Here is a 25,480-nt window from a genome sequence, read left to right as displayed (position 1 = left end):
CTTGCCCCCTTTAGTTGGATGGCTGGCCTCGCCAGACCAGCCTGGATGTATCAAATCCTTTGGCTTTAGCGATGCCAAGAAAGGTATCGCGCTGCTGCTGGGTGATCTCGGCTGAGCGAGATAGGAACCAGAGATACTTGCGATCAGGGCTCCCTACCACGGCATTATGGTATTCAGGGTCAATATAAAAGACCCAATAAGGGCCCTTGGCTATATTGGGAAATACGCCGCTGAACCAAGTATCGAAGCGCACTTCCAGTCGGTCCGTTACACCAGGCTTCATTGGCGAGGCAACACCGGTCGCCTGATCCCAGTCGCCAGACTTCGTCAGACAGCGATTGAGCACCGCAACATTTCCATCGTCAAGCAGATGGTAATGCGCCTCGGACTGAACGCAACTGCGCTGGAAAAACATGGGCAGGCGCGCCTGCTCATACCATGTCCCCTGATAGCGCTTCAGATCAAGCGAACCGACGGTTTCAGGCGGTGGTGTCTTGGTCGAACTGGCACAGGCGACCAACAATCCTGCTGCGCCAGCCAGTAGTAAAAGCTTGGTAGATGTTTTCATCGCAACCCCTGTCCTGCATACATGACAACCTTGTCGTTGACATACTGCACGCTGATGAACGCGGAAGACTGATCACCCCATGTGCAGCTTGATAACCCCAACGCACCGGAACACTCTGTAGGCTTGCCCAATAGTTCTTCGACTTCGGCCTTGGTTTGGCCAGCCTTGAGCCGATTGTAATTTTCCTGATTGATCTTGCTGCAGCTGATCAGCCACAAGCAACTCAGCATCACTGCAAACACGCGAAACTTCATTCTGACTCCTAACCTGGACCGGAGGGCTGACACCATCCTCACTCTCTGATGAACTCCTGACCGAGCCCTTTCAAATGCCCGTTATCATCTATGGTCCAGACTTCAGAAGTAGGCGGCATGTCGACGCGCAGCCCCTCATCGACCAGGGTAGCACCATAGGTTTGTGGGGAAAGCGCATCGCCCGTGACCGTCACACGCCATGCGACTTCCTCCGGCGCGATTTGTAACTTGACCTGACCTGTATTGAGACTTTTCCACTTGCCTTCAAAATCGTCATGACTGCCACAACCGGCGAGAAGAACCGATGTAAAAAGCATCACTAAAAATGATTTCATAGCAGTCCCCATCTCCCTTAGCAGCATTTAGAACCTAACCTTATACAAGGGGTTCGGTATTTCCGGGCAATAAAAAACCCCGCTTGAGGCGGGGTTCGCTTTTGAATCAACCCTTAGGCAGCGATCTTGCCCTTGAGCTTGTTCATTGCATTTTTTTCGAGCTGACGAATCCGCTCAGCCGATACGTTGTACTTGGCAGCCAACTCGTGCAGTGTAGCCTTATCTTCAGCCAGCCAGCGCTGGTAAAGGATGTCACGGCTACGCTCATCCAGGCCTTCCAACGCCTCATGCAGATTGGCCGAAGAGTTATCGCTCCAGTCGGACTCCTCCAGCTGACGAGCCGGATCGTAGCGATTATCTTCAAGATACTGCGCGGGCGATTGGAACGCCGTATCGTCGTCTGCATCGGAAGCCGGATCAAAAGCCATATCCTGGCCCGTCAGACGACTTTCCATTTCGCGTACTTCACGCGGCTCGACGCCCAGCGTGCTGGCAACCGCCTGAACCTCGTCATTGTTCAGCCAGGCAAGACGCTTCTTCTGGCTACGCAGGTTGAAGAACAACTTGCGCTGGGCCTTGGTGGTAGCCACTTTTACGATGCGCCAGTTACGCAGGATGAACTCGTGTATCTCAGCCTTGATCCAGTGGACGGCAAACGATACGAGACGAACACCCATTTCAGGGTTGAAACGCTTTACAGCCTTCATCAGGCCGACATTACCTTCCTGGATCAGATCTGACTGGGCCAAACCATAGCCCGAATAACTTTTGGCAATATGTACGACAAAACGCAGGTGCGCGAGCACCATTTGCCGTGCCGCCTCTAAATCCTGGTTATAGAAGAGGCGTTCGGCCAGTTCGCGCTCCCGCTCCGGCGTCAGCATGGGAATGCTGTTCACAGAGTTGACATAGGCCTCCAGGCTAGCGCCAGGAACCAATGTTGGAACAGGTTGCAGAGAATTGGTCATGCGAATCCTCCGATTCACTTATGCACAGGGCAGTGTATCACTGAAGAATCAGACAGAAAACAAGACTAACAGTTCCCTAAAAAAGAACCTATAGCCTTTAAAATCAATCACTTAAATAGTCACTATCAATCAAATCGATAGCTTTACATCATAATTTGAGACAGTTGTTTGATTCATGAATCGGCGCCCTTATCGGGGCGCCAACTCTCTCAGATGGCGAGCCACCGCCAACCAAGCGCCAATGTAACCCAGCAGTATTGCACCAATAAGTAACTGGATGCCTTCATCCATGGACACGCTGGCCAGCGCAAAATCGCTGCCGTAAAGACCGGCCAGCTCGATGACAGCCTCGTTAAGCCAGTTCAAGCCAAAAGCCAGTAGTGCCCAGGCTGCAATACCGGCGCCTATCCCATACATGGCGCCCATGTACAGGAAAGGTCGCCGCACATAACCGTCAGTACCGCCTACCAACTTTATGACCTCGATTTCGGTCCTGCGGTTTTCGATGGCCAGACGAATTGTATTCCCGATGACGAGTAGCAGGGCTACGATCAGAACGATTGTAAGCCCAAACACGAACCGCTCACCCAGCTTCAGAATGGCGGTCAGTCGCTCGACCCATTGCATATCGAGCTGTACCTGCTGTACGCCAGATAGCTCAGCCAGACGACTGCGCAGCATGTCCAGCCGACCTTTATCAATCTCCTGCGGCGTCACGGAGATCACCGAAGGCAACGGATTTTCTGGCAGTTCCTTCAAGGCTTCGCCCAGACCAGCCTGCTGTTGAAGCTCTTGCAGAGCCTCGTCACGTCCGATCCAGTGCACCTCACTGACATCAGGTAGCGCTGCAATCTGTTCCTGTAATTGCTTGCCTTGAGCTTCGTCCAGGTTAAGGTCAAGAAAGACAGAAATTTGGGCCGCGCGCTGCCATGAGCCGCCGAGCCGCTCCACATTGTTCAGCAGCAGCGATACACCCATCGGCAACGCAAGGGCAATTCCCATAACCAAGCAGGTCAGAAAGCTTCCGATCGGCTGTCGGCCCATCCGCCACAGACTGTCACGCAAGCCAATGAGATGCGCTTCGAAATAGGCATGTAACGGGCTGCGCCAATCCTGCTTCGGCTTGGCTGTCTTGCGACGTTTGGGCTTTTCCGGTTTTTCACCCTGTACGTCGCCGCGTGGAAGTTCCTTGGCACTCATGTAGGACTCTCCTCATCCCCGATCAGACGGCCACGCTGCAGCGTCAGCATACGATGACGCAGGCGTGCGATCAGGGCATGGTCGTGGCTGGCAATCAGTACAGTGGTGCCAAGGCTGTTGATGTCCTCGAACACACCCATGATTTCGGAGGCAAGCCGCGGATCGAGGTTACCGGTTGGCTCATCCGCCAGCAGCAAGGCTGGTCGATGTACGACAGCCCGCGCGATCCCGACGCGCTGTTGCTGCCCGGTAGACAGGTCCGACGGATAGTCTTCGAGCTTGTCCTTCAGGCTGACCCGCTCCAGCGCCATGGTCACACGTTTGGCAATCTCGCCCTTGGACAACCCCAGGATCTGTAGAGGCAAGGCTACATTGTCGAACACGGTACGGTCGAACAGGAGCTGGTGGTTCTGAAACACCACACCAATCTGACGACGCAGGAATGGAATCTGCGCATTGCTGATCCGCGAAATATCCTGTCCAGCCAGCGAAAGCTTACCACTGGTGGGTCGCTCCATCGCCAGGATCAGGCGCATCAGGGTGCTCTTGCCGGCACCGGAGTGACCGGTAATGAACAGGATCTCCCCGCGCTCCGCACGGAACGATAACTCATGCAAACCGATATGCCCGTTCGGGTAACGTTTACTGACCCGATCGAAATGAATCATGTCGTCTCCCGCTCAGCGAACAACGCTCGAACGAAGGGCTTGGCTTCGAACTCACGCAGATCGTCAATGCCTTCACCGACACCGATGTAACGGATAGGCAGGCTCATCTGCTTGGCCAGCGCGAAAATGACGCCACCCTTGGCAGTACCGTCAAGCTTGGTCAGCGCAAGGCCGGAGAGCGGAACGGCAGCATGGAATTGCTTGGCCTGATTCATGGCATTCTGGCCGGTACCTGCATCCAGCACCAATAAAGTCTCATGCGGGGCGGATTCGTCCAGCTTGCCAATGACGCGGCGCACCTTGCGCAGCTCTTCCATCAGGTTGTCCTTGGTGTGCAGACGACCGGCCGTATCGGCAATCAGAACATCGACACCGCGAGCCTTGGCAGCTTGTACAGCGTCATAGATCACCGAGGCGGAGTCAGCGCCGGTATGCTGTGCAATCACTGGAATGCGGTTACGCTCCCCCCAGACCTGTAACTGCTCGACCGCTGCGGCACGGAACGTATCGCCAGCGGCCAGCATGACCTTCTTGCCCTCAAGCTGGAGCTTTTTAGCCAGCTTGCCGATGGTCGTGGTTTTGCCAACACCGTTCACGCCAACAACCAGAATGACGAAGGGTTGAGTAGCCTTATCGATAACCAACGGTTGCTCAACAGGCGTCAACAAGCCAGTTAACTCTTCCTGCAATGCCTGATAAAGCGCCTCGCTGTCAGCAAGCTGTTTACGCGCTACCCGCTGGGTGAGGTTTTTCATGATGGTGGTCGTCGCCTCGACACCCACATCCGCCGTCAATAGCCGGGTCTCCAGCTCATCGAGCAAATCATCGTCGATAGCTTTCTTGCCCAGAAACAGGCTGGCCATCCCTTCGCCAATGCTGGCGCTGGTCTTGCTCAGCCCTTGCTTGAGGCGAGCAAAGAAGCCCAGTTTTGTCGGTGCCGCGGGCTGTGGTGCCTGCTCCGGTTCCGGTTCTGCGTCTACTCCTGGTTCTGGCTCAGGCTCAGGCTCAGGCTCAGGCTCAGCAACAGGCTGGAGCTCGGCCGTCCTCGATTCGTCCAGCCGCTCGGGCTCAATGAGTACAGGCTCAACAGGCGCCAGCATAGCAGGCTTAGGCTCTGGCTCAACTGCAGGCGCTTGCAAAGAAGGCTGCACCGTTTCAGGCTGGCGTGGCGGCTCGACCGGCTGCGCCTGAATCGGCTCCGGCTGAAGGGTTTTTACGCTTTCGTCCTGCTCGGCTACCGGTGCGGGCGCTTCGGTCTCCTCAGCGGGCGGCAGCTGGGTTGAAGGAATAGCGTCAGCCGGCTCGGGGACCGGCTCCGGGTGTACTACCGGCTCGACAGCCGTTTCCGGCTTAGCCTCGGTTGTCTCCTGCGGCTTCTTGCGAAACCAACTGAAGAACCCTTTCTTTTCCCCTGCGGGAGGGGACTTTTTATCGTCGGAACCAAACATGCAAAGGTCTATCTCAAGGGGCGGGCACGCTGTGGCAAATCCATAAAGATGTGCTGCCAGGCGTGGCCGGCATGAAAAGGGATGCGTATCCTAGCACCTCATCGCTTGCTGGCGCTAAAGACCGGCAAGCCCTGGAATGAGTTCATAGATTGATGACAGTCTTCTCTCGACGTACTACTGGTCTGCTGTTCAGCCTGCTCTGCGCGCCGCTTACCGTCCTGGCCGCCGAGACCCAACCCACGCACGAATACACACTCGATAATGGTTTGAAAGTCGTTGTTCGGGAAGATCATCGTGCTCCTGTCGTGGTTTCACAACTCTGGTACAAGATCGGCTCAAGCTACGAGACGCCCGGATCGACCGGCCTTTCCCATGCCTTGGAACACATGATGTTCAAGGGCAGCAGCAAGATGGGTCCTGGAGAGGCCTCCCTGGTTCTGCGTGATCTCGGAGCCACCGAGAATGCCTTCACCACGGACGATTACACGGCCTATTACCAGGTGATGGCCAAGGATCGTTTGCCTGTGGCGCTTGAGCTCGAAGCCGATCGCATGGCCACCTTACGCCTACCTGCCGATGAATTCAGCCGCGAGATAGAAGTCATCAAGGAGGAGCGTCGCCTGCGCACTGACGATCAGCCAATGGCACTGGCCTACGAGCGTTTCAGCGCGGCGGCCTATCCTGCCAGTGGCTACCGTACGCCAACCATTGGCTGGCCTGCTGATCTTAAACGCATGAACATCGACGATCTGCGGCACTGGTATCAATCCTGGTACGCGCCCAACAATGCGACCCTGGTTGTAGTGGGCGATGTGACCGGGGAAGACGTAAGACAGATGGCTCAACAGTACTTTGGCCAGATTCCCAAGCGGGACCTGCCACCTGCCAAGCGCCCGTTTGAACTCCAGGCACCAGGTGAACGCCGTCTGATTCTTCCCGTTCGTACGCAAATCCCCAGCCTCATGATGGGATTCAACGTGCCCGGTTTTGCCAGTGCAGAGAATCAACGGGATGTGCATGCCTTGCGCCTGATCTCAGCGCTGCTCGATGGTGGCTACAGCGCCCGTCTCTCCACTCAACTGGAGCGTGAGCAGGAGCTGGTTACCGGCGCCTCGGCCTCATACGAGTCCTACACTCGCGGCGACAGTCTGTTCATGCTCAGCGCCATGCCCAACCTGCAAAAGGGCAAGACCCTGGCAGATGTCGAAGCCGGCCTTTGGGCGCAACTGGATGCGCTCAAGCAAACGCCACCGAGCACCGCCGAACTGGAGCGCGTCAGAGCGCAGGTGATCGCCAGCCTTGTCTATGAGCGCGACTCAATTACAGCCCAGGCCAGCAATATTGGTCAATTGGAAAGCATCGGCTTGTCCTGGCACGAGATGGATAACGAGCTTGCAGATTTGCAATCTGTCACTCCGGCTGATCTACAGCGTGTTGCACGCACTTACTTCACTCGCGATCGCCTGACAGTTGCTCACGTGATTCCCGAGACCCAAACGCAGCAGGAGGCTCGTCCATGAACGCCCGTTTTTCTTATGCATGGGGCGCCTTGCTCAGCCTGACGCTGCTTGGCGGCTGCCAGAACACTTCCCCCGTGGCGGACAGTGCAGCGGCCCATCCTAAACTGGAATCACTGCAGGCGCTGAGCAAGACAGCTCCGGTTACCCGCAAGCTCGATATCCAAAGCTGGAGAACTCTAGAAGGCGCGCGCGTCATGTTTGTGGAAGCCAATGAGCTACCCATGTATGACCTCCGCCTGACATTTGCAGCCGGTAGCAGCCAGGACGGCAACACACCAGGCATCGCCACGATGACCAATGGCATGCTCAACGAAGGCATTGCCGGCATGGACACCACCGCGATAGCCATTGGCTTCGAAAATCTGGGTGCCAATTTCTCAAACGGTGCCTATCGCGACATGGCCGTTGCCGGGCTGCGTACCCTGTCCGACCCGACTAAAAGTGACCCGGCGCTCGATCTCTTCACCAAGGTGGTAGGTCATCCTACGTTTCCTGCCGCCCCGCTGGAGCGTATTCGAAATCAATTGTTGACCAGCATCGAATACAAGAAACAGGACCCCGGTGCTCAAGCGGGTGATGCGCTGATGAAACAGCTCTACGGCAGTCATCCCTATGCGCACCCCAGCATGGGCACAGCTGAATCACTGAGGTCGATCACACCTGCTCAGTTACGCGCCTTTCATCAGCGTGCGTATACAGCAGGCAATGTCGTCATCGCGTTGACAGGTAATCTGACCCGCCCCCAGGCCGAAGCCATTGCCGCCAAGGTATCCCGTGCTCTACCCAAGGGCCCTGCCCTGCCGTCGGTAGCCAAGCCGCAACCACCTAAACCGGGCGTTACGCATATCGAGTTTCCCTCGCAGCAGACGCACCTTATGCTGGCCGAGCAGGGAATCGACCGCCGGGACCCTGACTACGCCGCGCTATATCTGGGCAACCAGATCCTGGGTGGGGGCGGGTTCGGCACTCGCCTGATGACCGAAGTCCGCGAAAAGCGCGGATTGACCTATGGTGTTTATTCCGGCTTTACGCCGATGCAGGTCGCGGGGCCCTTCACGATCGGCCTGCAAACCCGAGCCGAGATGAGCCAGAATACATTGGGGCTTGTGCAAAATATTGTCCGCCAATACCTCAAGGAAGGGCCGACACAGAAGGAGCTGGATGATGCCAGGCGTGAAATATCAGGCAGCTTCCCGCTCTCGACCGCCAGTAACAGTGCGATCGTCGCCCAGCTCGGCATGATTGGCTTCTACGACCTGCCACTCGACTTTCTGGACACCTTCATGAAGCAGACGCAAGCCGTGACTACGGATCAGGTGCGCGAAGCCATGGCCCGGCATTTGAATCCTGATGGCTTTGTCATCGTGACGGCAGGCCCAACCGTTGCCCAGCAACCCTTGCCAGCGCCGGTTGAGCGCGGCAATACACCGCCTCCCAGCGTACCGGAGCATTGAGCATGGCGCAGAGTAAAGGCAGCAGCCAGCTGCGTATCATTGGAGGCGACTGGCGCAGCCGACGCTTCAGCTTTCCAGAAGCACCAGGGCTCAGACCAACCCCTGACCGGGTCCGCGAGACGCTGTTCAACTGGCTGATGCCCCATGTACCCGGCGCACGGGTACTGGATCCGTTCCTGGGCAGTGGTGCGCTATTGCTTGAAGCGCTGTCCCGGGGTGCCAGTCAAGCGCTGGGGCTGGACTTGAACCCTGCAGCGGTAGGCTCGCTGCGCGGTCATCTGGCGTCACTTGGATGCACCAATGCTCAGGTCGTACAGAACGATGCACTGCACTACCTTCAGCACAATGAGGCCACGCCTTTTGACGTAGTGTTCCTTGACCCTCCCTTCCAGAAAGGTCTGCTGGAGCCCGCCTGCCAACTGCTCGAGGAGCAAGGCTGGCTGGCCAGGGATGCATGGATTTACACTGAAAGCGAAAGTCAGCCCTCATCGCTTCCCATGTCCGCCAACTGGCACCTGCACAGGGAAAAGAAGGCGGGAAGCGTACATTACGCGCTCTGGCATCGAACCGCGTAACGGGATGCCCATGCACCCTATCGTGGAGGACCTATCAGCTCAGACAGATGCTTTCCGGCCCGCTTGGTGGCTGCCAAGTCCTCACCTGCAGACCTTATGGGGGTCACTCTGGCGTCGTCTTCCCCTGATGACGCGCCCACGCGAGCGTATCTGGCTAGACGACGGTGATTTTCTCGACCTTGACTGGTACGGACCGGAAGATCCTTATGCGCCGCTGGTACTAGCTATCCACGGACTGACAGGCAGCTCTTCGTCACACTATATTCTGGGTTTGCAACTGGCCCTTGCCGAGCATGGCTGGGCCAGCGTTGGATTGAACTGGCGAGGGTGCTCAGGCGAGCCGAACCTGTTACCGCGGGGCTACCACTCAGGCGTCACCGAAGACCTTGCCGCCGTTATCGCCCACCTTCAGGCCAAGCGCCCTTTGGCACCGCTCTATGCTGTTGGCTACTCGCTTGGCGGTAACGTGCTGCTCAAGTACCTGGGCGAAGCAGGCTTGAATTGCCCACTCCAGGCGGCTGCCTCCGTGTCGGTTCCTTTCCGGCTCGACCTTTGCGCAGACCGTATCGCCATTGGGTTTTCCCGTGTGTATCAGGCGCACTTCATGCGAGAGCTGGTGAGTTATGTAAAGCGCAAGCGAGAGGCTTTGCAGCAGCGCCAGCAACACGACCATGTAGCCTCGCTGGATGCCTTGGGTAGCCTGGAGGACATGAAGAGCTTTTGGGATTTTGACGGGCGCATCACCGCCCCGCTCCACGGATTCAAGGATGCTCACGATTACTACCGGCAGGCATCAAGCCGTTATTACCTGAAAGACGTCCGAATACCGACCCTTATGATTCAAGCGGAAGATGATCCTTTCATTGGACGTGAAAGCCTGCCAACACCAGGAGAGCTATCCAATACGATATGCTTCGAGCGCCATGCTCATGGAGGGCATGTAGGCTTTGTCGCAGGTACATGGCGAAACCCTGATTACTACCTGGAGCGCCGCATACCGCAGTGGCTCTTGTGGCAGCAGGAGAGACTGACATAGACGTGGCGGCTATAGCCGATCAGCGAACGCTATCCGCGTCAGATGAAAACAGGCAACCCGAGAAGGCTGCGTTTTTCGACAATTTTTTCTACACTCCTCAACGCTTAAAGCTCACCTTTGATGAATACCAGGCCGCTTATCCACCTTTCGACTTGGACATCTGATCTGGCTGAGCTACCATCCAAGCCCCCACGGACCGTAAGGACGCCGCGATGAATCGAGTGCTGTACCCGGGAACCTTCGACCCGATCACCAGGGGTCATGGTGATCTCGTCGAACGCGCCTCACGTTTGTTTGAGCATGTCGTCGTCGCCGTAGCGGCCAGTCCGAAGAAGAATCCGCTGTTTCCGCTGGAAAGGCGGGTAGAGTTGGCTCGAGCGGTTACGGCACACCTGCCTAATGTCGAGGTCATTGGCTTTTCTTGCCTGCTGGCCAATCTCGTCAAGGAGCAGAAAGCCACGATCCTCCTGCGAGGATTGCGTGCTGTTTCGGATTTCGAATTCGAGTTTCAGTTGGCCAACATGAACCGTGTGCTGGCGCCTGACGCAGAAAGCATGTTTCTTACTCCGTCGGAAAATTACTCCTACATCTCTTCGACGCTGGTACGTGAAATTGCAGCACTGGGTGGCGACGTCACCAAGTTCGTGCACCCGCTTGTCAAGGAAGCGCTGGCTGAACGTTTCAAGCCAGCCCCTTGAAATTTTGCCGTTAGGGCACATATATCGGCGCAGACGTGCACCACGCGCGCCGATAAGGCACAATTCGCGTTTACCTTTTCTGTATCGCCGTCATCCGTGAGCGGCGGGAGCAATTCATGTCCCTCAAGATTACTGAAGACTGCATCAATTGCGATGTATGTGAGCCTGAGTGTCCTAATGGTGCCATCTCCCAGGGCGAAGAGATTTATGTGATCGACCCTAATCTCTGTACCGAGTGTGTAGGTCATTACGACGAGCCGCAGTGTCAGCAGGTTTGCCCGGTGGATTGCATCCCGCTCGACCCGGAAAACGTCGAGAGCAAGGAAAAACTGCACGAAAAGTATCTGAAAATCAGCGGTCAGGCCTGATCCAGGCTATTGGCAGCGCGACACTATCAGGTATTTACAGGCGCCATAAAAAAGCCGGTCAATTGACCGGCTTTTTTATGGGATTCAGTCCGACTGGCCATATCCTGTACGGGTACAGCCCAGGCAACGAACAAAAGCAGCCTTACCCGGCTCAACGACCAAGGCCCTGCCCGCCTCGCCTACATTACCGCCTGCAGCGGTAAAGGGCAGACTGACCACAAAGGCACCCGCGCCAATAACAGTGGCAGCAATCAAAAGCGGCCGGGCAATCAGCAGATCACCGATCATCGAAAAGGCTTTTGGTGCATTAGCTTGGTAGTTCGGATCGCCACTGACATTGTTAACGGTTTCCGTCTCATAACCCGAATCGGCTAGTGCCGGTGCGGCAGCACTCCATAAAGCCATGGAGAAGGCCAACGTGGTGGCCAATGCGCGGAACGGGCTCATACTTCTGTCCTTTAAGTGAGAGGCGATTAACCATTAACTATAAGCACCACCTCTCGACTTGTCAGTGACCTTTCACCTGAAGATCAGGTCATTCCGTCAGAGTTCTGGTCTTTCCCTGATGCCGATAGGCCAGAACCATCAGGAAGGCCCCACCCAGAATCATCGGTACGCACAAGACCTGTCCCATCGTGAGCCAGCCCCAGGCCAGATAACCCAGCTGCGCATCCGGCATGCGGACGAATTCCACCAGGAAACGGAAAATGCCGTAACACAGGACGAAAAGCCCTGATACCGCCATTGTTGGACGTGGCTTGCGTGAGAAGAACCAGAGAATAACGAACAAGGCGACTCCTTCCAGCGCAAACTGATAGAGCTGGGAAGGATGGCGCGGCAACTGGGCCGGATCGCTGAAGGGCGGAAAAATCATTGCCCACGGCACATCGCTCGGCTTGCCCCACAGTTCGGCATTGATGAAGTTACCAATCCGCCCGGCGCCCAGGCCGATTGGAACCAGCGGGGCGATGAAATCCATCAGCTCGAAAAAGCTCTTGTTGTTGCGGCGACCAAACCACCACACCGCCAGAATTACGCCCAGCAGGCCGCCATGAAAGGCCATGCCGCCCTTCCAGACCTCAAAGATCAGCGTGGGATTGGCAAGGTACTCATCCAGGTTATAGAAAAGGACATACCCCAACCGTCCCCCGATGATGACGCCGCACGCCACCCAGAAGACCAGATCCGAAAGTTTGTCTTTGTTCCAGGTGGGATCGAATCGGTTCAAGCGACGTGAGGCCAGCAGCCAAGCCCCGCCAATACCAATGAGGTACATCAGACCGTACCAATGAATCTTGAGTGGACCGATCGCGACCGCTACCGGGTCGATCTGTGGATAAGGCAGCATTACGACTCCTTGATAAAAGGGTTCTCAGACCAGAAAGCTGAGCCCTACACTGAACAACAACAACGCAAATAGCCGCTTGAGCAGCCGTGGAGAAAGCGTGTGCGCCAAACGCGCACCAAAACGGGCAAAGAACATGCTGGTCAGCGCAATACCTACCAGGGCCGGCAGGTAGACATATCCCAGACTCCACTCAGGCAAGCCAGGCTCACTCCAGCCCACCACCATGAACGAAAGGGCTCCGGAGAGCGCGATCGGCAACCCACACGCAGATGAGGTTGCCACCGCCCTTTGCATACTGACGCCTCGCCAGGTCAGGAAAGGCACAGTCAGCGAGCCGCCTCCGATGCCGAAAATGGCAGACGCCCAGCCAATGACCACACCGGCGAGCGTTAGAACCGGCTTGCCCGGTACCGGTCTGCTGCTTTTGGGACGAAGGTCAAGCACCATCTGTAGCGACACGAGGATGGCAAAGGTACCGATTATTTTCTGCAGAATTGGCCCCTGAATATAAGATGCCGTAACCCCGCCGACAAAGCTGCCCAGGATGATGCCAACCGTCATCCACACCACGAGTGGCCACTGGACCGCTCTCTGGCGATGATGCGCCAGAATGGAATTGATTGACGTAAAGACGATTGTTGCCAGTGAAGTACCGACGGCCAGATGCGTCAGCACATCGGTATCCATTCCATGGGCAGTGAAGCTGAACACCAGAACCGGTACGATGATCAATCCGCCCCCGACGCCGAACAGACCCGCCAGAACGCCTGCACATGCGCCAAGAATCAGATAGAGCACGAATTCCATATCGAATCCTGCCGAACAAAACGGCAATGGTAGCCCAATCGGCCAACGCAAACGAGCGAACCCTCAATGATCAAGGCCTTACGGAGCCCAACTGATGTGTCTGATTGTCTTTGCGTGGCGCCCTGAAGATAACGAGTCACTTATCCTGGCCGCCAACCGTGACGAGTTCTATGCACGCCCCAGCGCTCCGTTGGATACATGGGACGATCAACCAGACATTATTGGAGGAAGAGACCTGACCGCAGGTGGGACCTGGCTCGCGGTAGGAAGGGATGGTCGCTTTGCCACCGTGACCAATATCAGGGATCCTGGTCAGCCGGTATCCGACCGCTCACGGGGCGAACTGCCTGTACGCTTTCTGGAACGTGATATCTCGGCCGAAGAGTATGTACATGAAGTGGCTCAACGTAGCGATGAATACACAGGGTTCAACCTGCTTCTAGGCGATAGCCAGTCGTTATGGCATTTGAATGCTCGCAGCCGAAAACCGCATCGACTGCCGCCGGGCGTTTACGGCGTATCCAATGCCGATTTGAACACGCCATGGCCCAAGTTGCTCAGAGCCAGAGCAAGTCTCGAACAGGCCCTGGAAACCCCTTCGGACGAGGCTTTATTTGCACTATTGGCCGACACCTGGCGACCTGATCCCGTAACGCTTCCGCATACCGGCATCAGCCATGAACTGGAAATGCTCTTGTCCAGCGTTTTCATCTCCAGCGAACACTACGGCACACGGGCCAGCACTGTGCTGCGGCAACAGGTAGACGGACAGACCGTCATTACGGAACGTCGCTTTGGAGCCTACGGCAAGTCGCTTGGAGAAAGCCGCCGGACGCTGTAGTCCGGCGTGCTGTCAGCTCTGGACGGTGGAAGCCGGGTTGATGACGCGCCCTAGCCCCAGGTTACGCAAGGCCAGATGCAGCGCACTGTGCACCACTTGCGGATTGTCAATCTTGAGCAGCTGATCCAGGAGCTCCTTTGCCTTGGATAGGCTCATCTGACGCAGCAACCACTTCACCTTGGGGAGGTTGGTTGCATTCATGGAAAGGGAGTCGTATCCCATGGCCATGAGCAATACCGCTGCGGCCGGATCGCCTGCCATCTCGCCACAGATACTCACCGGAACGTTTTCCGCATGAGCATCCTCCACCACGCTCTTGAGTGCTTGCAGCACGGCTGGATGGAAGTAGTCATACAGGTCAGCCACGCGTGGGTTATTACGATCTACCGCCAGCAGATACTGGGTCAGATCGTTGGAGCCCACCGAGATAAAGTCCACCTCACGGGCCAGATCCCGGGCCTGATAGACCGCCGAAGGCACCTCTACCATCACACCGACAGGCGGCATGGGGATATTGACCCCTTCATCACGCACTTCGCACCAAGCGCGATGCAGGAGATGCTGAGCCTCGTCCAGCTCGTGTACCCCCGAGATCATGGGTAGCATAATTCTCAGGTTATCCAGACCTTCACTAGCCTTGAGCATGGCTCGCGCCTGTACCAGGAAGATTTCCGGATGGTCCAGCGTGACACGAATCCCGCGCCATCCCAGGAAGGGGTTGTCTTCCTTGATGGGGAAATAGGACAGGGATTTATCTCCGCCGATATCCAGCATGCGCATGGTGACTGGCTGGGGATGGAACGCCGCCAGTTGCTCCCGGTAGATGGACAGCTGCTCCTTCTCACTGGGGAAGCGGTCGTTGATCATGAACGGGACCTCAGTCCGATACAGCCCCACGCCTTCCGCGCCACGCTGCTGCGCCCGGGCAACATCGGCCAGCAGCCCCGTGTTCACCCAGAGCGGCATACGATGGCCATCCAGGGTTTCGCACGGCAGGCTGCGCAGGGCTTCCAGCCCCTGGGTCAGCTGACGCTCCTCCTCGACCACAGCGCTGTACTGCTTGAGCAGCTGAGGTGATGGGTTGGTAAAGACTTCGCCGTGATAGCCGTCGACAATCAACGAAATGCCATCGACTTTTGAATAAGGCAGGTCTACCGCGCCCATGACGGTGGGAATACCCATCGCGCGCGCCAGGATGGCAACGTGGGAGTTGCCAGAGCCGAGCACGGAAATCATGCCGGCCAGCTTGCCTTCAGGCACCTCGCCCAGCATGGCGGGTGACAGCTCTTCACTGACCAGGATGGTCTGGTCGGGATAGACCAGACATTGTTGCCGTGCCTGCTGCAGATAAGCCAGCAATCGACGGCCAAGGTCCTTCACATCAGCGGCACGTTCGCTCAGATAGGCATCGTCCATCATCTCGAAACGACGAACATGCTCGGTCACGACCTGACGCAGTGCCCCCTGTGCCCACTGCCCTTTCTTGATGATTTGAGTAACCTCGTTACCCAATGCCGCGTCGTCGAGCATCATCAAATAGACGTCGAACAGGGCGCGCTCTTCCTTGCGCAGCTGGGTCGAAAGACGCTCTGACAGCTGGCGCATGTCCTCACGTACAGACTCCAGCGCGTGCTGGAACAAGGCCAATTCTGCCTCGATGTCCGTAACGGTCTTGTCAGGAACGACTTCCAGATCAGCTGGAGGCAGCACGACTACAGCCGTACCCACACCAACACCGGGAGCACCGGGAATACCTACGAAACGAGCCTCCTGGATACCCTTACCCTGCCGTCCGAGCCCACGAATGGTACCCGTGGCTTCAGCATGTGCGATAACGCCGGCCAATTGGGCGCTCATGGTCACAAGGAAGGCTTCTTCACCTTCGTCGAACTGGCGCCGCTCCTTTTGCTGAACAACCAGAACCCCCATCACACGACGATGGTGAATGATTGGCGCCCCCAGGAAAGAGGCATAGCGCTCCTCGCCCGTTTCGGCGAAATAGCGAAAACGCGGATGACTGGAGGCATCCTCAAGGTTGAGCGGCTCTTCGCGCGTGCCGACCAGGCCGACCAGGCCTTCATTGGGCGCCATGCTGACACGCCCGATGGAGCGCTTGTTCAGGCCCTCTGTCGACATGAGAACAAATCGATTGGTTTCAGGGTCCAGCAGATAGACCGAGCACACCTGAGTGCCCATGGCCGCCCGAACGCGCTGAACGATGATCGATAACGCTGTCTTGAGATCCTTGGCGCCGTTTACTTCTTGAACGACCTTACGCAGCGTATTCAGCATGCTAGAAGCCCTGGGCTCTGGTGACGTTGGACGACATCCTGGTAAAGGATTTCGAGGCGCGAGCAAATTGAGTTCCGGTCACCGACCTGATAGCCACGATCGATGAAGGTGGACAGCAACGCCTATCTGACAGCGTATTGCCACTCAACGTCACAAATCGTTCATCCAGCATGGCCACAGCATTTCCTCCGTCCACGGCAGGCCCGGCATAACCGGGCGGGCCGGTGAGGCAATGTAAACGGTGCCTCTTCCGTCTTCCATACGTACACGTATGGTACAGGCTTAACATATCGATCAGGCGAGCAGGCGCGGGGCCAACTCCTTGAGGGCTCGACGATACACTTCCCGCTTGAACGTCACCACCTGCCCTAATGGGTACCAGTAGCTGACCCAGCGCCAACCGTCGAACTCCGGCTTGCCTGTTACATCCATGCGTACCCTCTGATCCTCAGACATCAGCCGGAGCAGAAACCATTTCTGCTTTTGACCGATGCACAGGGGCCTACTATGCGTACGCACCATGCGTTGGGGCAAGCGATAACGCAACCAACCCCGCGTACAGGCCAAAATCCGGACATCATCCGGACTCAGACCCACTTCTTCGTTCAATTCGCGATAAAGCGCTTCTTCCGGCGTTTCACGATCATCGATACCTCCCTGTGGAAACTGCCAGGCGTCCTGGTTGATGCGCCGAGCCCACAGCACTTGGCCAGCGTCATTCGCGAGGATGATGCCGACATTCGGGCGAAAACCATCAGAATCGATCACGGCTGACACCCCTGGAAAGTCAATAGACTTGCATTGTTCCATAAAGCTTGTTGGAGCGGCAACGCAGCTCCCTGCCTGTATTTTTGCCGTCTGTGGCAATACGCTGGCAAGTGCCACTCCTGCCTGCTCGTCCATATGGACATTACATTGGGGTAATCCCGCCGGAGCGCCTGAGAATCCGCGAGCAGTATCCTCAGCCCTTGCTGAACAAAAGCTTACATAGCCAAGCAATCAATGGATTCTGACGGGTAAAGCATGACCCGTTTCCCACTCCTATCAGCGAAAGTGCCGCTGCAGAAGCATGTAGATAGCCAGAATTACACCTACCCAGCCGATCAGGTAGAAATAGTCCAGGAAGCCCAGGATCGCAGCCTGGCGATTGACCAGCGAGGCCATCTGGCTCATGGAGGCATGCCCCATCGCCTCGTTCAGCTGTTCTCTATACTGCTGATAAAGCGGATTGAATGAGGTGATGTGACTGCGCAGGACATTGGCGTGGAACGCATCGCGCCATTGCAGAAAGACGTTGGCCATGACGATTCCCAGCGGCATGACGATCTGCTGCGTCATGTTCTTGATCTGATATGCCTGGCTGAAATAACGCGGAGGAATGGTCATGAAGGTGTACATGATGATCACCGCAAAGGTCGAGATCAGAAACACACCATGCATCATGAGCGCAGGCTGAAGCTGCTGCACAAGCGGCACCTCGCCATTCTGGCTGGACATCCAGAAGCCATAGCCGGCCAGCAGCGAATAGCCGAGCACCAGAAACTTCTTGAAGCCACCCCACGGGAAATACCGCTTGAGCGTGCCAGAGGTAATGGCCATGAGCGGCACTATCCCACACAGCCAGCCGATAGCCATGACCGTTCCAGCAGTGTAGATCGGTACCTGCAGGGCGTTCAGGACATATTGGGGAATAACGTAGTTATAGGCACCGAGCATGAAGTAGTTCAGCATCATGAACAGCATGCCGAGCAGAAAGGCCGGATTGATGGCGTTACGAAAGTCGAGGGTTGGCCGCTCCCGCTGCCGCTCACAATAGATGAAGACGGCCATGAGGCAGATACCCAGCAGAAATAGTCCGAGCAGCTCCCAGGTATCGCTGTAGAAATCAAAACTCATCCGCTGGATAGTGGTTTCGACAATGATGCTTCCAACCAGCAGGATAGCCATGGGCAGCAGTGCTGGTCTGGCCGATAGCTTTTCGGGTATGACGCGTGAGGGAATGGCCATCCAGATGCACACGGCCATGACCAGACAGACCACCAGCGGCACGGCAAAGATACCGCGCCACTCCTCATGCGCCAGCAGTTGCGCCGTACAAAAAGAAGCCATCGCCGCGCCAAGCGGCACGCCGCTGGCAAAGGCTCGTATGCCTGAGGGGGTTTGCGGCCCGGGGAAGAACATGAGCACCAGCACCCGCGCACCGGCAAAAAAGGTCGCGGCGGCCGCCCCCATGAAGACTCTGCCCGTGGCAAAGACCCACAGGTGGTCGCCGGCCAGGCAGAGCAGCTGACCTATGGTATGGACAACTGTCGCCGCCATCATCAGGTGCCGATACCCCAGATGCTGCACAAACCACTGGTGAGGCGCCGTGAAGACGATGACCGCGACGCTATAGGCTGCCGTGGCATACACATAGCTGCGCTGATCAGCACCCAGGCCGCCGGATACATAGCGGTTGGCCAGCGCGATGGAGAGGCTGTCGAGAAAATAGACGGTGACCATCAGCGTGATGCTGAGCATCAGCAGGCCACGGTGATGTGGAAACGTAGGTGAAGACATTCCGACTCGGTTCGATGACTGGTATCAGCTGGCCAGTAAACGTGGCCAGCCTTTCATCGAACACGGCCCGGGCGCTTGGTTCCCTACCAGACGCCCGCCGCCACCCTAAGCGTCAACTCAGAAACAGTTTATACGCAGGGTTATTGGTCTCATCCCAATAGCGATAACCGATCTCTGCCAGCGCTTCGGGCACACGGTGCCGCTCCTCTTCCGGAACCTCAAGCGCCGCCAATACGCGGCCATCAGCCGAGCCGTGATTGCGATAGTGGAACATGGTGATATTCCACCGCCCACCCAGGCGATTGAGGAAGTTGAACAATGCGCCAGGCCGCTCGGGAAACTCGAAGCGGAAGACCTGCTCGGTATCCACATGGGCCGCATGTCCACCTACAGTGTGCCGTATGTGCAGCTTGGCCAGCTCATTGTCGGTCAGATCCAATACGGGAAACCCTTGCTCACGCAGGCTTTCGATGAGCTTGCCGCGTGGATCGGTTTCCGGATGAGTCTGTACGCCGACAAAGATATGGGCTTCCCTATCCGTGTTATAGCGATAGTTGAATTCGGTGATCTGGCGCTTGCCCAGTGCCTCGCAGAACGCTTTGAAACTGCCGGGACGCTCAGGAATGGTCACGGCGATGATAGCCTCACGCTGTTCCCCCAGCTCGGCACGCTCTGCCACGTGACGCAGGCGGTCGAAGTTGACGTTGGCACCCGAGTCGATGGCTACCAGGGTCTCCCCTTTTACGCCGCGGGTAGCGACATACTTCTTGATCCCCGCCACGCCTAGGGCACCAGCCGGCTCGGTGATGGAGCGCGTATCGTCGTAGATGTCCTTGATAGCTGCGCAGATCTCATCGGAGCTGACGGTAATCACGTCATCCACATAGTGTCGGCAGATCTCGAAGGTGTGATGACCGATCTGCCCGACCGCCACGCCATCGGCAAAGATACCCACTTGACTCAGCACCACCCGGTCACCTGCCTGCATGGCGGCCTGGAGGCAATTGGAGTCGTCTGGTTCAACACCAATAATCTTAATGTCAGGACGCAGGTACTTGACGTAGGCGGCGATCCCCGCGATCAGCCCTCCACCGCCTACCGGCACGAAAATGGCGTCCAGCTGACCTGGTTGCTGGCGCAGGATTTCCATGGCGACAGTACCCTGCCCGGCAATCGTATCCGGATCATCGTACGGGTGAATAAAGGTGTATCCCTTTTCCTCTACCAGTTTCAGCGCATGAGCCAACGCCTCAGGAAAGGCATCGCCGTGCAGGACAGCCTTGGCACCGCGGGCACGTACCGCCTTGATCTTGATTTCTGGCGTCGTCTTGGGCATGACGATAACGGCCTTGATACCCAGCTTCTGAGCAGCTAAGGCCAGGCCTTGGGCATGGTTGCCGGCGGATGCCGCGATCACGCCGCGAGCCTTTTCCTCGTCGGTGAGCTGGGCCACCTTGTTGTAGGCGCCCCGAATCTTGAACGAGAAGACGGGCTGCAGGTCTTCGCGCTTGAGCAGAATCCGGTTACCCAGACGCTCCGACAGGCTGTGTGCGGGATGCAGGGGTGTTTCGACGGCCACGTCGTAGACGGGCGAGGTCAGCATTTTCTTGACGTACTGTTCGAGCATCGACTTTTCTCGGCAGGGCTTTTGCGGGGAACAGTCAGTCTACTGCGCAAGCAGCACGACAAGCCACCCACAATGCGTCAACCACCCTGTTCACCGCTGATAGGGTCAGCCCGGCTATAATCGAACCTCTACTTCTCCTTTGCCGGAATCGATCATGAACCAGGATCAGCTCAAGCAAGCCGTGGCGCAGGCCGCGGTGGACTATATTCTCCCGCACCTCTCGCGTGACAGCGTCATTGGGGTCGGCACCGGCTCCACCGCCAACTTCTTCATCGACCTGCTGGCCCAACACAAAATGGAATTCGACGGCGCAGTAGCCAGCTCCGAGGCAACGGCCGAGCGACTCAAGAAACATGGCATTCCGGTGTATGACCTCAATGGCGTCAACTATCTTGAGTTCTACATCGATGGCGCCGACGAGGCCAATGAGCACCTGCAACTGATCAAAGGGGGCGGTGCAGCATTGACGCGTGAAAAAATCGTAGCGGCCGTGGCACAGACCTTTATCTGCATTGCCGACGGCAGTAAACGCGTGGATGTGCTGGGCGAGTTTCCGCTCCCCGTCGAGGTCATCCCCATGGCACGCAGCTACGTAGCCCGCGAGTTGGTCAAGCTGGGCGGCGATCCGGTCTACCGTGAAGGTGTTAAAACCGACAACGGCAACGTGATCCTGGACGTGCATAACATGCATATCCTTGACCCGATCGATCTGGAGTCCAAGATCAATAACATCGTCGGCGTAGTCACGGTTGGCCTGTTCGCGGCTCGCTCGGCGGATGTCCTGCTGCTGGGAACCGCCGAAGGCGTTCAGACGCTCAAGCGTTAAGCACCTACGTCCCACGACGAGACACGCACTTCAGGCTGTGCACGATCACAGTGCACAGCCTGCCCGGCATTTTTTCCATCCCCATCTATAGTTACGCCCAGGCAGCGCTGTCAGTCTGCCAGGCGTCGCCTGCCTGTCCGCTTTTCAAGTCGGCACGCTATCTGCTCCATGCAGCTCCGCACTACCCATAACTACAACACAACAAACCATAACAATGAGGATCGCTTGTGCATTCCTTTTCCAAACTAGCGCTTGCAGTCGGCTGTATCTTGATAGGGGGTACCGCGGGTGCCTATGATTTTGGTGAATACGCCGACGAGACACTGGACGTTCTGATCAATGAGTATCCGGGTCGTTATCGAGGCACTACGAGTTTTGAGGGCGCCTCGGCCTGGATGCAGCAGCGTATAGGTAACAACGCCACTCTCCAGTCCTTCACCTGGAACGGAAACCGGAACTCACAGAACGTAGTGGCTCAGCTGGCAGGCACCAGCGGCAACACCCTTGTACTAGGGGCACACTTTGATACCTACTTTGGCCGCCCGACACTCCAAGGCCTGGATGACAACGGTTCCGGTGCCGCCGTCCTTACGGAGATCACGCGCAACCTCAGCGGGATCGCGCTGGAAAATGGTATCAATGTGGTTGCCTTCGGAGCTGAAGAGGAAGGCCTGCGCGGCTCACGCGCCTATGTAGCCGGCTTGAGCGATAGCGAGCGGGCCAGCCTGCTGGGCATGATCAACCTCGACAGCCTGATCACGGGCGACCTGATGTATGCCCATGCCGGTGCCAACAGCGTCGATAATCCCGCCCTGGCGTCCATACGCGAGCAGACGCTTCGTATCGCACAGGAACTGGGGATCGATCTACGCACGAATCCCGGGCTGAATTCGGAATACCCTGCCGGCACCGGCTGTTGCAGTGATGCAGCAAGCTTCGAGGCGCTCGGTATTCCGGTGCTGTTCGTCGAAGCGACCAACTGGGAAATCGGCGAGTTGGACGGCTATGAGCAGACCACCAATCCAGCCATTCCTGGCGGCGCCACCTGGCATACACCATCACTGGACAACGAGACGGTGCTGACCGGCGCCTTGGGTGCAGAGCGCATCCAGCAGCGCCTTCGTGATTATTCACGTCTGCTGACACGTCTCCTGCTGGAGCTGACAAATGCCGACCTGCTCGCATCCACCGCCTCCAGCGGTGCGCTGGCACGGGCCATGGAGGACAACCTGCGCAGCCAGCATGAAACCCTTACTCGGCTGCATGACCGCCGTTGGCTGGGCCTTCAGCTCGCTCCACTTGCACTCAACCAATTCACTGGCAGCGTGGGAATCGAGGGGGAGTACCAGCCTGAGCGTGGATTTGATGTAGATCCAAGTCAGCGCTCCAAGCGGGCCACCGCTTATGCCATTGGCGATTATCGGGCCAGTGAATGGCTGACCGTAGGCGGTAGCCTGAGCATTCAGCGTGGCAAGGATGACCTGGAGCATTCTGGCAAGGTTCGTAACGAGACATGGCAGGCCGGGCTGTATGGTCTGGTCAGCAACGGCGGGCCGCTTTGGGCTGCAGGTGAGCTGAGCGCGGGTCACACCCGCTTCGATACGGATCGCTCCGTGTTCCTTCAGGCCAGTGGCGGGCCGGTTCTTCTGAGCCAGACGTTATCTGGCGATACCAGGGCCCGCTTCTTCGGTGCTCGCCTGACCGGGGGCTACGACATGACGGTCGGTCAGTTGCGAACCGGTCCTCAGCTGGGACTGGACTATACCCGTTACCACATCGATAGCTTCGATGAAGACGACAGCCGCCGGACCGCCATGTCATTTGATGATCAGACCTATGACTCCATTCAGGCAAGCCTGGGTTGGCGGGTCTATGGCGATCTCCCCATGAGCCGTGGCATGGCCCTACAACCCTATGCTCATGTCGCCTGGGTCGAAGAACTGGGTGATGGCCGCGAGAGTCGGCTGGATGTTATCAGCCGTGGAGATGGTCGGCTGCGTACGGCAGCGCTGGACTCGGTAGACAAGCACTTTGCCCGCGCTCAGATCGGGGCTCAGTGGGCGATCACACCGGAGATTGGCGTCTATGCCGAGGTCAACAGTCGCCTGGGCCATTCCGAGGGCAGCCAGACCGGATACAGCCTGGGTGCCCAGTGGCGGTTCTGATCCGTATAACGCAGTTTAGTTACGCTTGAATCGATAAAAGAGGTTCGGTTCGCTCACGATATACAGCGTGCCCTGGTCGTCCATGGCCAGGCCCTCGGCCTGCGGCACGCTTTTCGTCAGACCCTGCCGCCCGGCATCGAGCGGCAGGGTGCTCAAGGGCTTCCCCTCGCTATCCAGCTCAATAACCAGCCTCGACTCATCCGAGAGCGCCAGCAGGTGATTCGTGCTGGCACTAAAGTGGAGGCTCGACAGATCGTCGACAAACAGGCCCCTGTCACGCAGCACATTGGACCTGATTGTAATATTGGCCGGTGCGCCGGGCTCAGGATCGGCAAAACCATCGACCTCATAGATCTGCACAGGGTCCTTTTCTTTAGCTACATAGAGTCGCTTGTGTCGACTGTCATAGGCGAGCCCTTCGAAACCCCGATTATCGAACGCAGCCAATTCCAGAGAGAGACGTGTCTGATTGCGAGGGTCATTCGCATCGATGACGCGCGTTGTGTCATCGACATGAATCTGAACCAACCGTTGCCGGCCCTCTTCTGCCACGACGAAAACGCCCGGGCGAATGTACTCAATCGCCTCGGGGTCATCGAATCCCTGCATAGGGATTTGCCGAAGAATTTCACCGTCGAGTGATAGCTCGATGAAATGGGATGACTTGTTGGTTAGGCTCGCAAGCGTGCCCCGGCTCGGGTCATAGGTCAGCGCCGACAAATCCGCGTGCCCTGGCACAGGCTTGGCCTCGATATCGACATGATAATCAGGAAGCCAAACCGAGACCTCACGGCGCTCATCGGCATGCCAGTGCTGCTGAACGCCATACCAGAGACGCGCCAGGAGCGGGGTCTGCTGGCTGGCTATGGTTGCGATGAGCACTGCCATCAGCAGGCCAGCCAGAGGAATGCGGTAAGGATAGATACGCTGCATGGGTAGGCCCGTTGCCGTCGAGGGATCGATCATCCGGGCGACCTGCATGCCCGCGCTCGACGACAAGCCTACGGATATTTTATGTCAGTCAGATTTCCGGAAGACATAGAACAGGTTAGGCTCGCTCACGATGTAAACGGTTCCTTCTTCATCAATCGCAACACCTTCAGCCTGAGGGATGTTTTTACTGAGTCCATTGAGCCCCCCGATCAGACTGATGAAACTGACCGGCTTTCCGCTTTCGTCCAGTTCAAGCAACAGGTGCGACTCATCCGAGAGCACCAGCGTATGGCCGGTACGGGGATCGACGCTTAGCGCAGAATAATCATTCATCAGGTCGGGCTGATCGGGAAGATCCGTCATCTCACCCAGGATCTGATCACCATCGCTGGACAGGCTGAACAGTGCTGCAGGATCTCGCTCCTTGCTGAGCAGTAGACGTTGCTGTCGTGCATCCCAAGCAACGCCTTCGAACCCCTTGTTGCCGGCATCGGCAAAGCCCAGGTCGAAAAACTGGAAATCTGCGGGCTGCAGCTGGCGGGTCTCGGGGGTCAGATTGAACAGGGCCAGCGTACGCTGACGCTCATCGACAATACCCATGCGATTTCCATCCAGGACCACTAGGCCCTCAGGGTTGGAAAGCCCGGTTATGGGAATCTGCCTGAGAATATCACCGCTCAGGTTGGTTTCCACCAGCAAAGGCTCCTTGCCCATAACAATGAACAGGGTGCCGGTCGCCGGGTTATAGGCGATGTCCGATGCCTCGGCCTTTTCCATGCCGGGCAAGGGCTTGGCCTGAATGACCGCGGTATAGCCTGGAAGCCAGATATTGTCCGCATGCTGGTTGGCAGGCGTGTTACGTTCCTGCCACCAGAGCCGGGCACGCTGGTCCCAGTGAAACAGGTATGTGAGCGTGGCGGCGACGACCAGCACGAAGCCGGCCAGCCACCATTTGAGGGATCGACGTTGTAATACTTTTGCCATGACGAC

The 25,480-nt window shown here is 57.2% G+C and carries 24 protein-coding genes and 1 pseudogene; 9 read left to right on the top strand and 16 right to left on the bottom strand.

Annotated elements, in window-relative coordinates; translation table 11 throughout:
• Window positions 1–10: 10 nt before the first annotated feature.
• The 7 genes from AC4LF3_RS03275 to ftsY form a co-directional block, all read right to left on the bottom strand.
• Window positions 11–568 carry a lipocalin family protein gene (locus AC4LF3_RS03275; protein ID WP_491834763.1) on the bottom strand — a complete coding sequence of 186 codons (558 nt, stop codon included), beginning with the start codon at window positions 566–568 and terminating at the stop codon, window positions 11–13.
• The gene (locus AC4LF3_RS03270) at window positions 565–822 is read right to left on the bottom strand and encodes a hypothetical protein (protein ID WP_019363965.1); all 258 of its coding nucleotides are present in this window, start codon (window positions 820–822) and stop codon (window positions 565–567) included. The genes AC4LF3_RS03275 and AC4LF3_RS03270 overlap by 4 nt, the downstream gene beginning before the upstream one ends.
• A 38-nt stretch (window positions 823–860) precedes the next feature.
• Complete coding sequence (locus AC4LF3_RS03265) at window positions 861–1,157, bottom strand: hypothetical protein (protein WP_239381983.1); 297 nt, start codon at window positions 1,155–1,157, stop codon at window positions 861–863.
• A gap of 113 nt (window positions 1,158–1,270) precedes the next feature.
• On the bottom strand, window positions 1,271–2,125 hold the full coding sequence (gene rpoH, locus AC4LF3_RS03260; protein ID WP_010796999.1) for an RNA polymerase sigma factor RpoH: 855 nt from the start codon (window positions 2,123–2,125) through the stop codon (window positions 1,271–1,273).
• A gap of 189 nt (window positions 2,126–2,314) precedes the next feature.
• Entirely contained in the window at window positions 2,315–3,325 is a 1,011-nt protein-coding gene (gene ftsX, locus AC4LF3_RS03255) for a permease-like cell division protein FtsX (RefSeq protein ID WP_010796998.1), read from the bottom strand.
• Window positions 3,322–3,993: a cell division ATP-binding protein FtsE gene (ftsE, locus tag AC4LF3_RS03250; RefSeq protein WP_239381985.1), complete on the bottom strand. Its 672-nt coding sequence runs from the start codon at window positions 3,991–3,993 to the stop codon at window positions 3,322–3,324. Before ftsE ends, ftsX begins: the two co-directional genes overlap by 4 nt.
• Window positions 3,990–5,441 carry a signal recognition particle-docking protein FtsY gene (gene ftsY, locus AC4LF3_RS03245; protein WP_491834762.1) on the bottom strand — a complete coding sequence of 484 codons (1,452 nt, stop codon included), beginning with the start codon at window positions 5,439–5,441 and terminating at the stop codon, window positions 3,990–3,992. Before ftsY ends, ftsE begins: the two co-directional genes overlap by 4 nt.
• Before the next feature lie 152 nt (window positions 5,442–5,593).
• Here ftsY and AC4LF3_RS03240 point away from each other — a divergent pair, with 152 nt between their 5' ends.
• The 6 genes from AC4LF3_RS03240 (at window position 5,594) to AC4LF3_RS03215 (ending at window position 11,092) form a co-directional block, all read left to right on the top strand.
• A complete protein-coding gene (locus AC4LF3_RS03240; protein ID WP_491834761.1) occupies window positions 5,594–6,961 on the top strand; it encodes a M16 family metallopeptidase in 1,368 nt (455 codons plus the stop codon).
• The gene (locus tag AC4LF3_RS03235; protein ID WP_491834760.1) at window positions 6,958–8,415 is read left to right on the top strand and encodes a M16 family metallopeptidase; all 1,458 of its coding nucleotides are present in this window, start codon (window positions 6,958–6,960) and stop codon (window positions 8,413–8,415) included. The genes AC4LF3_RS03240 and AC4LF3_RS03235 overlap by 4 nt, the downstream gene beginning before the upstream one ends.
• 2 nt (window positions 8,416–8,417) lie before the next feature.
• Window positions 8,418–8,990 (top strand): 16S rRNA (guanine(966)-N(2))-methyltransferase RsmD, encoded by a 573-nt coding sequence (gene rsmD, locus AC4LF3_RS03230; RefSeq protein ID WP_197872131.1) that lies wholly within the window; start codon window positions 8,418–8,420, stop codon window positions 8,988–8,990.
• Between the two features lie 10 nt (window positions 8,991–9,000).
• Window positions 9,001–10,026 (top strand): hydrolase, encoded by a 1,026-nt coding sequence (locus AC4LF3_RS03225; RefSeq protein WP_491834759.1) that lies wholly within the window; start codon window positions 9,001–9,003, stop codon window positions 10,024–10,026.
• A 212-nt stretch (window positions 10,027–10,238) separates the two neighbouring features.
• Entirely contained in the window at window positions 10,239–10,724 is a 486-nt protein-coding gene (gene coaD / locus AC4LF3_RS03220; protein WP_010796991.1) for a pantetheine-phosphate adenylyltransferase, read from the top strand.
• 116 nt (window positions 10,725–10,840) lie between these two features.
• Window positions 10,841–11,092 (top strand): YfhL family 4Fe-4S dicluster ferredoxin, encoded by a 252-nt coding sequence (locus tag AC4LF3_RS03215; protein WP_010796990.1) that lies wholly within the window; start codon window positions 10,841–10,843, stop codon window positions 11,090–11,092.
• 84 nt (window positions 11,093–11,176) lie between these two features.
• Here AC4LF3_RS03215 and AC4LF3_RS03210 read toward each other — a convergent pair whose 3' ends face one another.
• From AC4LF3_RS03210 to AC4LF3_RS03200, 3 genes are all read right to left on the bottom strand, one after another.
• Entirely contained in the window at window positions 11,177–11,539 is a 363-nt protein-coding gene (locus tag AC4LF3_RS03210) for a multidrug transporter (RefSeq protein WP_074823208.1), read from the bottom strand.
• Window positions 11,540–11,627: 88 nt separating this feature from the next.
• Window positions 11,628–12,440, bottom strand: coding sequence for a prolipoprotein diacylglyceryl transferase (gene lgt, locus AC4LF3_RS03205; protein ID WP_010796988.1), 813 nt, complete (start codon window positions 12,438–12,440; stop codon window positions 11,628–11,630).
• A gap of 24 nt (window positions 12,441–12,464) precedes the next feature.
• On the bottom strand, window positions 12,465–13,247 hold the full coding sequence (locus AC4LF3_RS03200) for a sulfite exporter TauE/SafE family protein (protein ID WP_074823211.1): 783 nt from the start codon (window positions 13,245–13,247) through the stop codon (window positions 12,465–12,467).
• A gap of 94 nt (window positions 13,248–13,341) precedes the next feature.
• Here AC4LF3_RS03200 and AC4LF3_RS03195 point away from each other — a divergent pair, with 94 nt between their 5' ends.
• Window positions 13,342–14,088, top strand: a complete 747-nt coding sequence (locus tag AC4LF3_RS03195; RefSeq protein WP_491834758.1) for an NRDE family protein — start codon at window positions 13,342–13,344, stop codon at window positions 14,086–14,088.
• A 12-nt stretch (window positions 14,089–14,100) separates the two neighbouring features.
• Here the strand turns inward: AC4LF3_RS03195 and ptsP are convergent, their stop codons facing one another.
• The 4 genes and pseudogenes from ptsP to ilvA form a co-directional block, all read right to left on the bottom strand.
• Window positions 14,101–16,380: a phosphoenolpyruvate--protein phosphotransferase gene (gene ptsP, locus AC4LF3_RS03190; protein ID WP_074823217.1), complete on the bottom strand. Its 2,280-nt coding sequence runs from the start codon at window positions 16,378–16,380 to the stop codon at window positions 14,101–14,103.
• Between the two features lie 294 nt (window positions 16,381–16,674).
• Window positions 16,675–17,148, bottom strand: a complete 474-nt coding sequence (locus tag AC4LF3_RS03185) for an RNA pyrophosphohydrolase (protein WP_010796984.1) — start codon at window positions 17,146–17,148, stop codon at window positions 16,675–16,677.
• A gap of 276 nt (window positions 17,149–17,424) precedes the next feature.
• Window positions 17,425–18,939, bottom strand: coding sequence for an MFS transporter (locus tag AC4LF3_RS03180; protein ID WP_491834757.1), 1,515 nt, complete (start codon window positions 18,937–18,939; stop codon window positions 17,425–17,427).
• Window positions 18,940–19,051: 112 nt separating this feature from the next.
• A pseudogene (ilvA, locus tag AC4LF3_RS03175) lies at window positions 19,052–20,584 on the bottom strand (threonine ammonia-lyase, biosynthetic); the annotation flags it as partial.
• 136 nt (window positions 20,585–20,720) lie between these two features.
• On the opposite strand from ilvA, the gene rpiA reads away from it, so the two are divergent.
• Together rpiA and AC4LF3_RS03165 are read left to right on the top strand one after the other, a co-directional pair.
• The gene (gene rpiA, locus AC4LF3_RS03170; RefSeq protein WP_010796981.1) at window positions 20,721–21,392 is read left to right on the top strand and encodes a ribose-5-phosphate isomerase RpiA; all 672 of its coding nucleotides are present in this window, start codon (window positions 20,721–20,723) and stop codon (window positions 21,390–21,392) included.
• 227 nt (window positions 21,393–21,619) lie between these two features.
• Window positions 21,620–23,557, top strand: a complete 1,938-nt coding sequence (locus AC4LF3_RS03165; protein WP_491834756.1) for an autotransporter outer membrane beta-barrel domain-containing protein — start codon at window positions 21,620–21,622, stop codon at window positions 23,555–23,557.
• A gap of 15 nt (window positions 23,558–23,572) precedes the next feature.
• On the opposite strand, the gene AC4LF3_RS03160 is transcribed toward AC4LF3_RS03165, so the two are convergent.
• Together AC4LF3_RS03160 and AC4LF3_RS03155 are read right to left on the bottom strand one after the other, a co-directional pair.
• Complete coding sequence (locus AC4LF3_RS03160) at window positions 23,573–24,490, bottom strand: SdiA-regulated domain-containing protein (protein WP_407363340.1); 918 nt, start codon at window positions 24,488–24,490, stop codon at window positions 23,573–23,575.
• Between the two features lie 84 nt (window positions 24,491–24,574).
• Window positions 24,575–25,474, bottom strand: a complete 900-nt coding sequence (locus tag AC4LF3_RS03155) for an SdiA-regulated domain-containing protein (RefSeq protein ID WP_312270560.1) — start codon at window positions 25,472–25,474, stop codon at window positions 24,575–24,577.
• Between the last annotated feature and the right edge of the window lie 6 nt (window positions 25,475–25,480).

It is taken from the genome of Pseudomonas sp. C2.3V, from assembly GCF_058536325.1.
The sequence above is the reverse complement of the archived record's forward strand: the minus strand, read 5'-3'. Positions and strand labels throughout refer to the sequence as shown.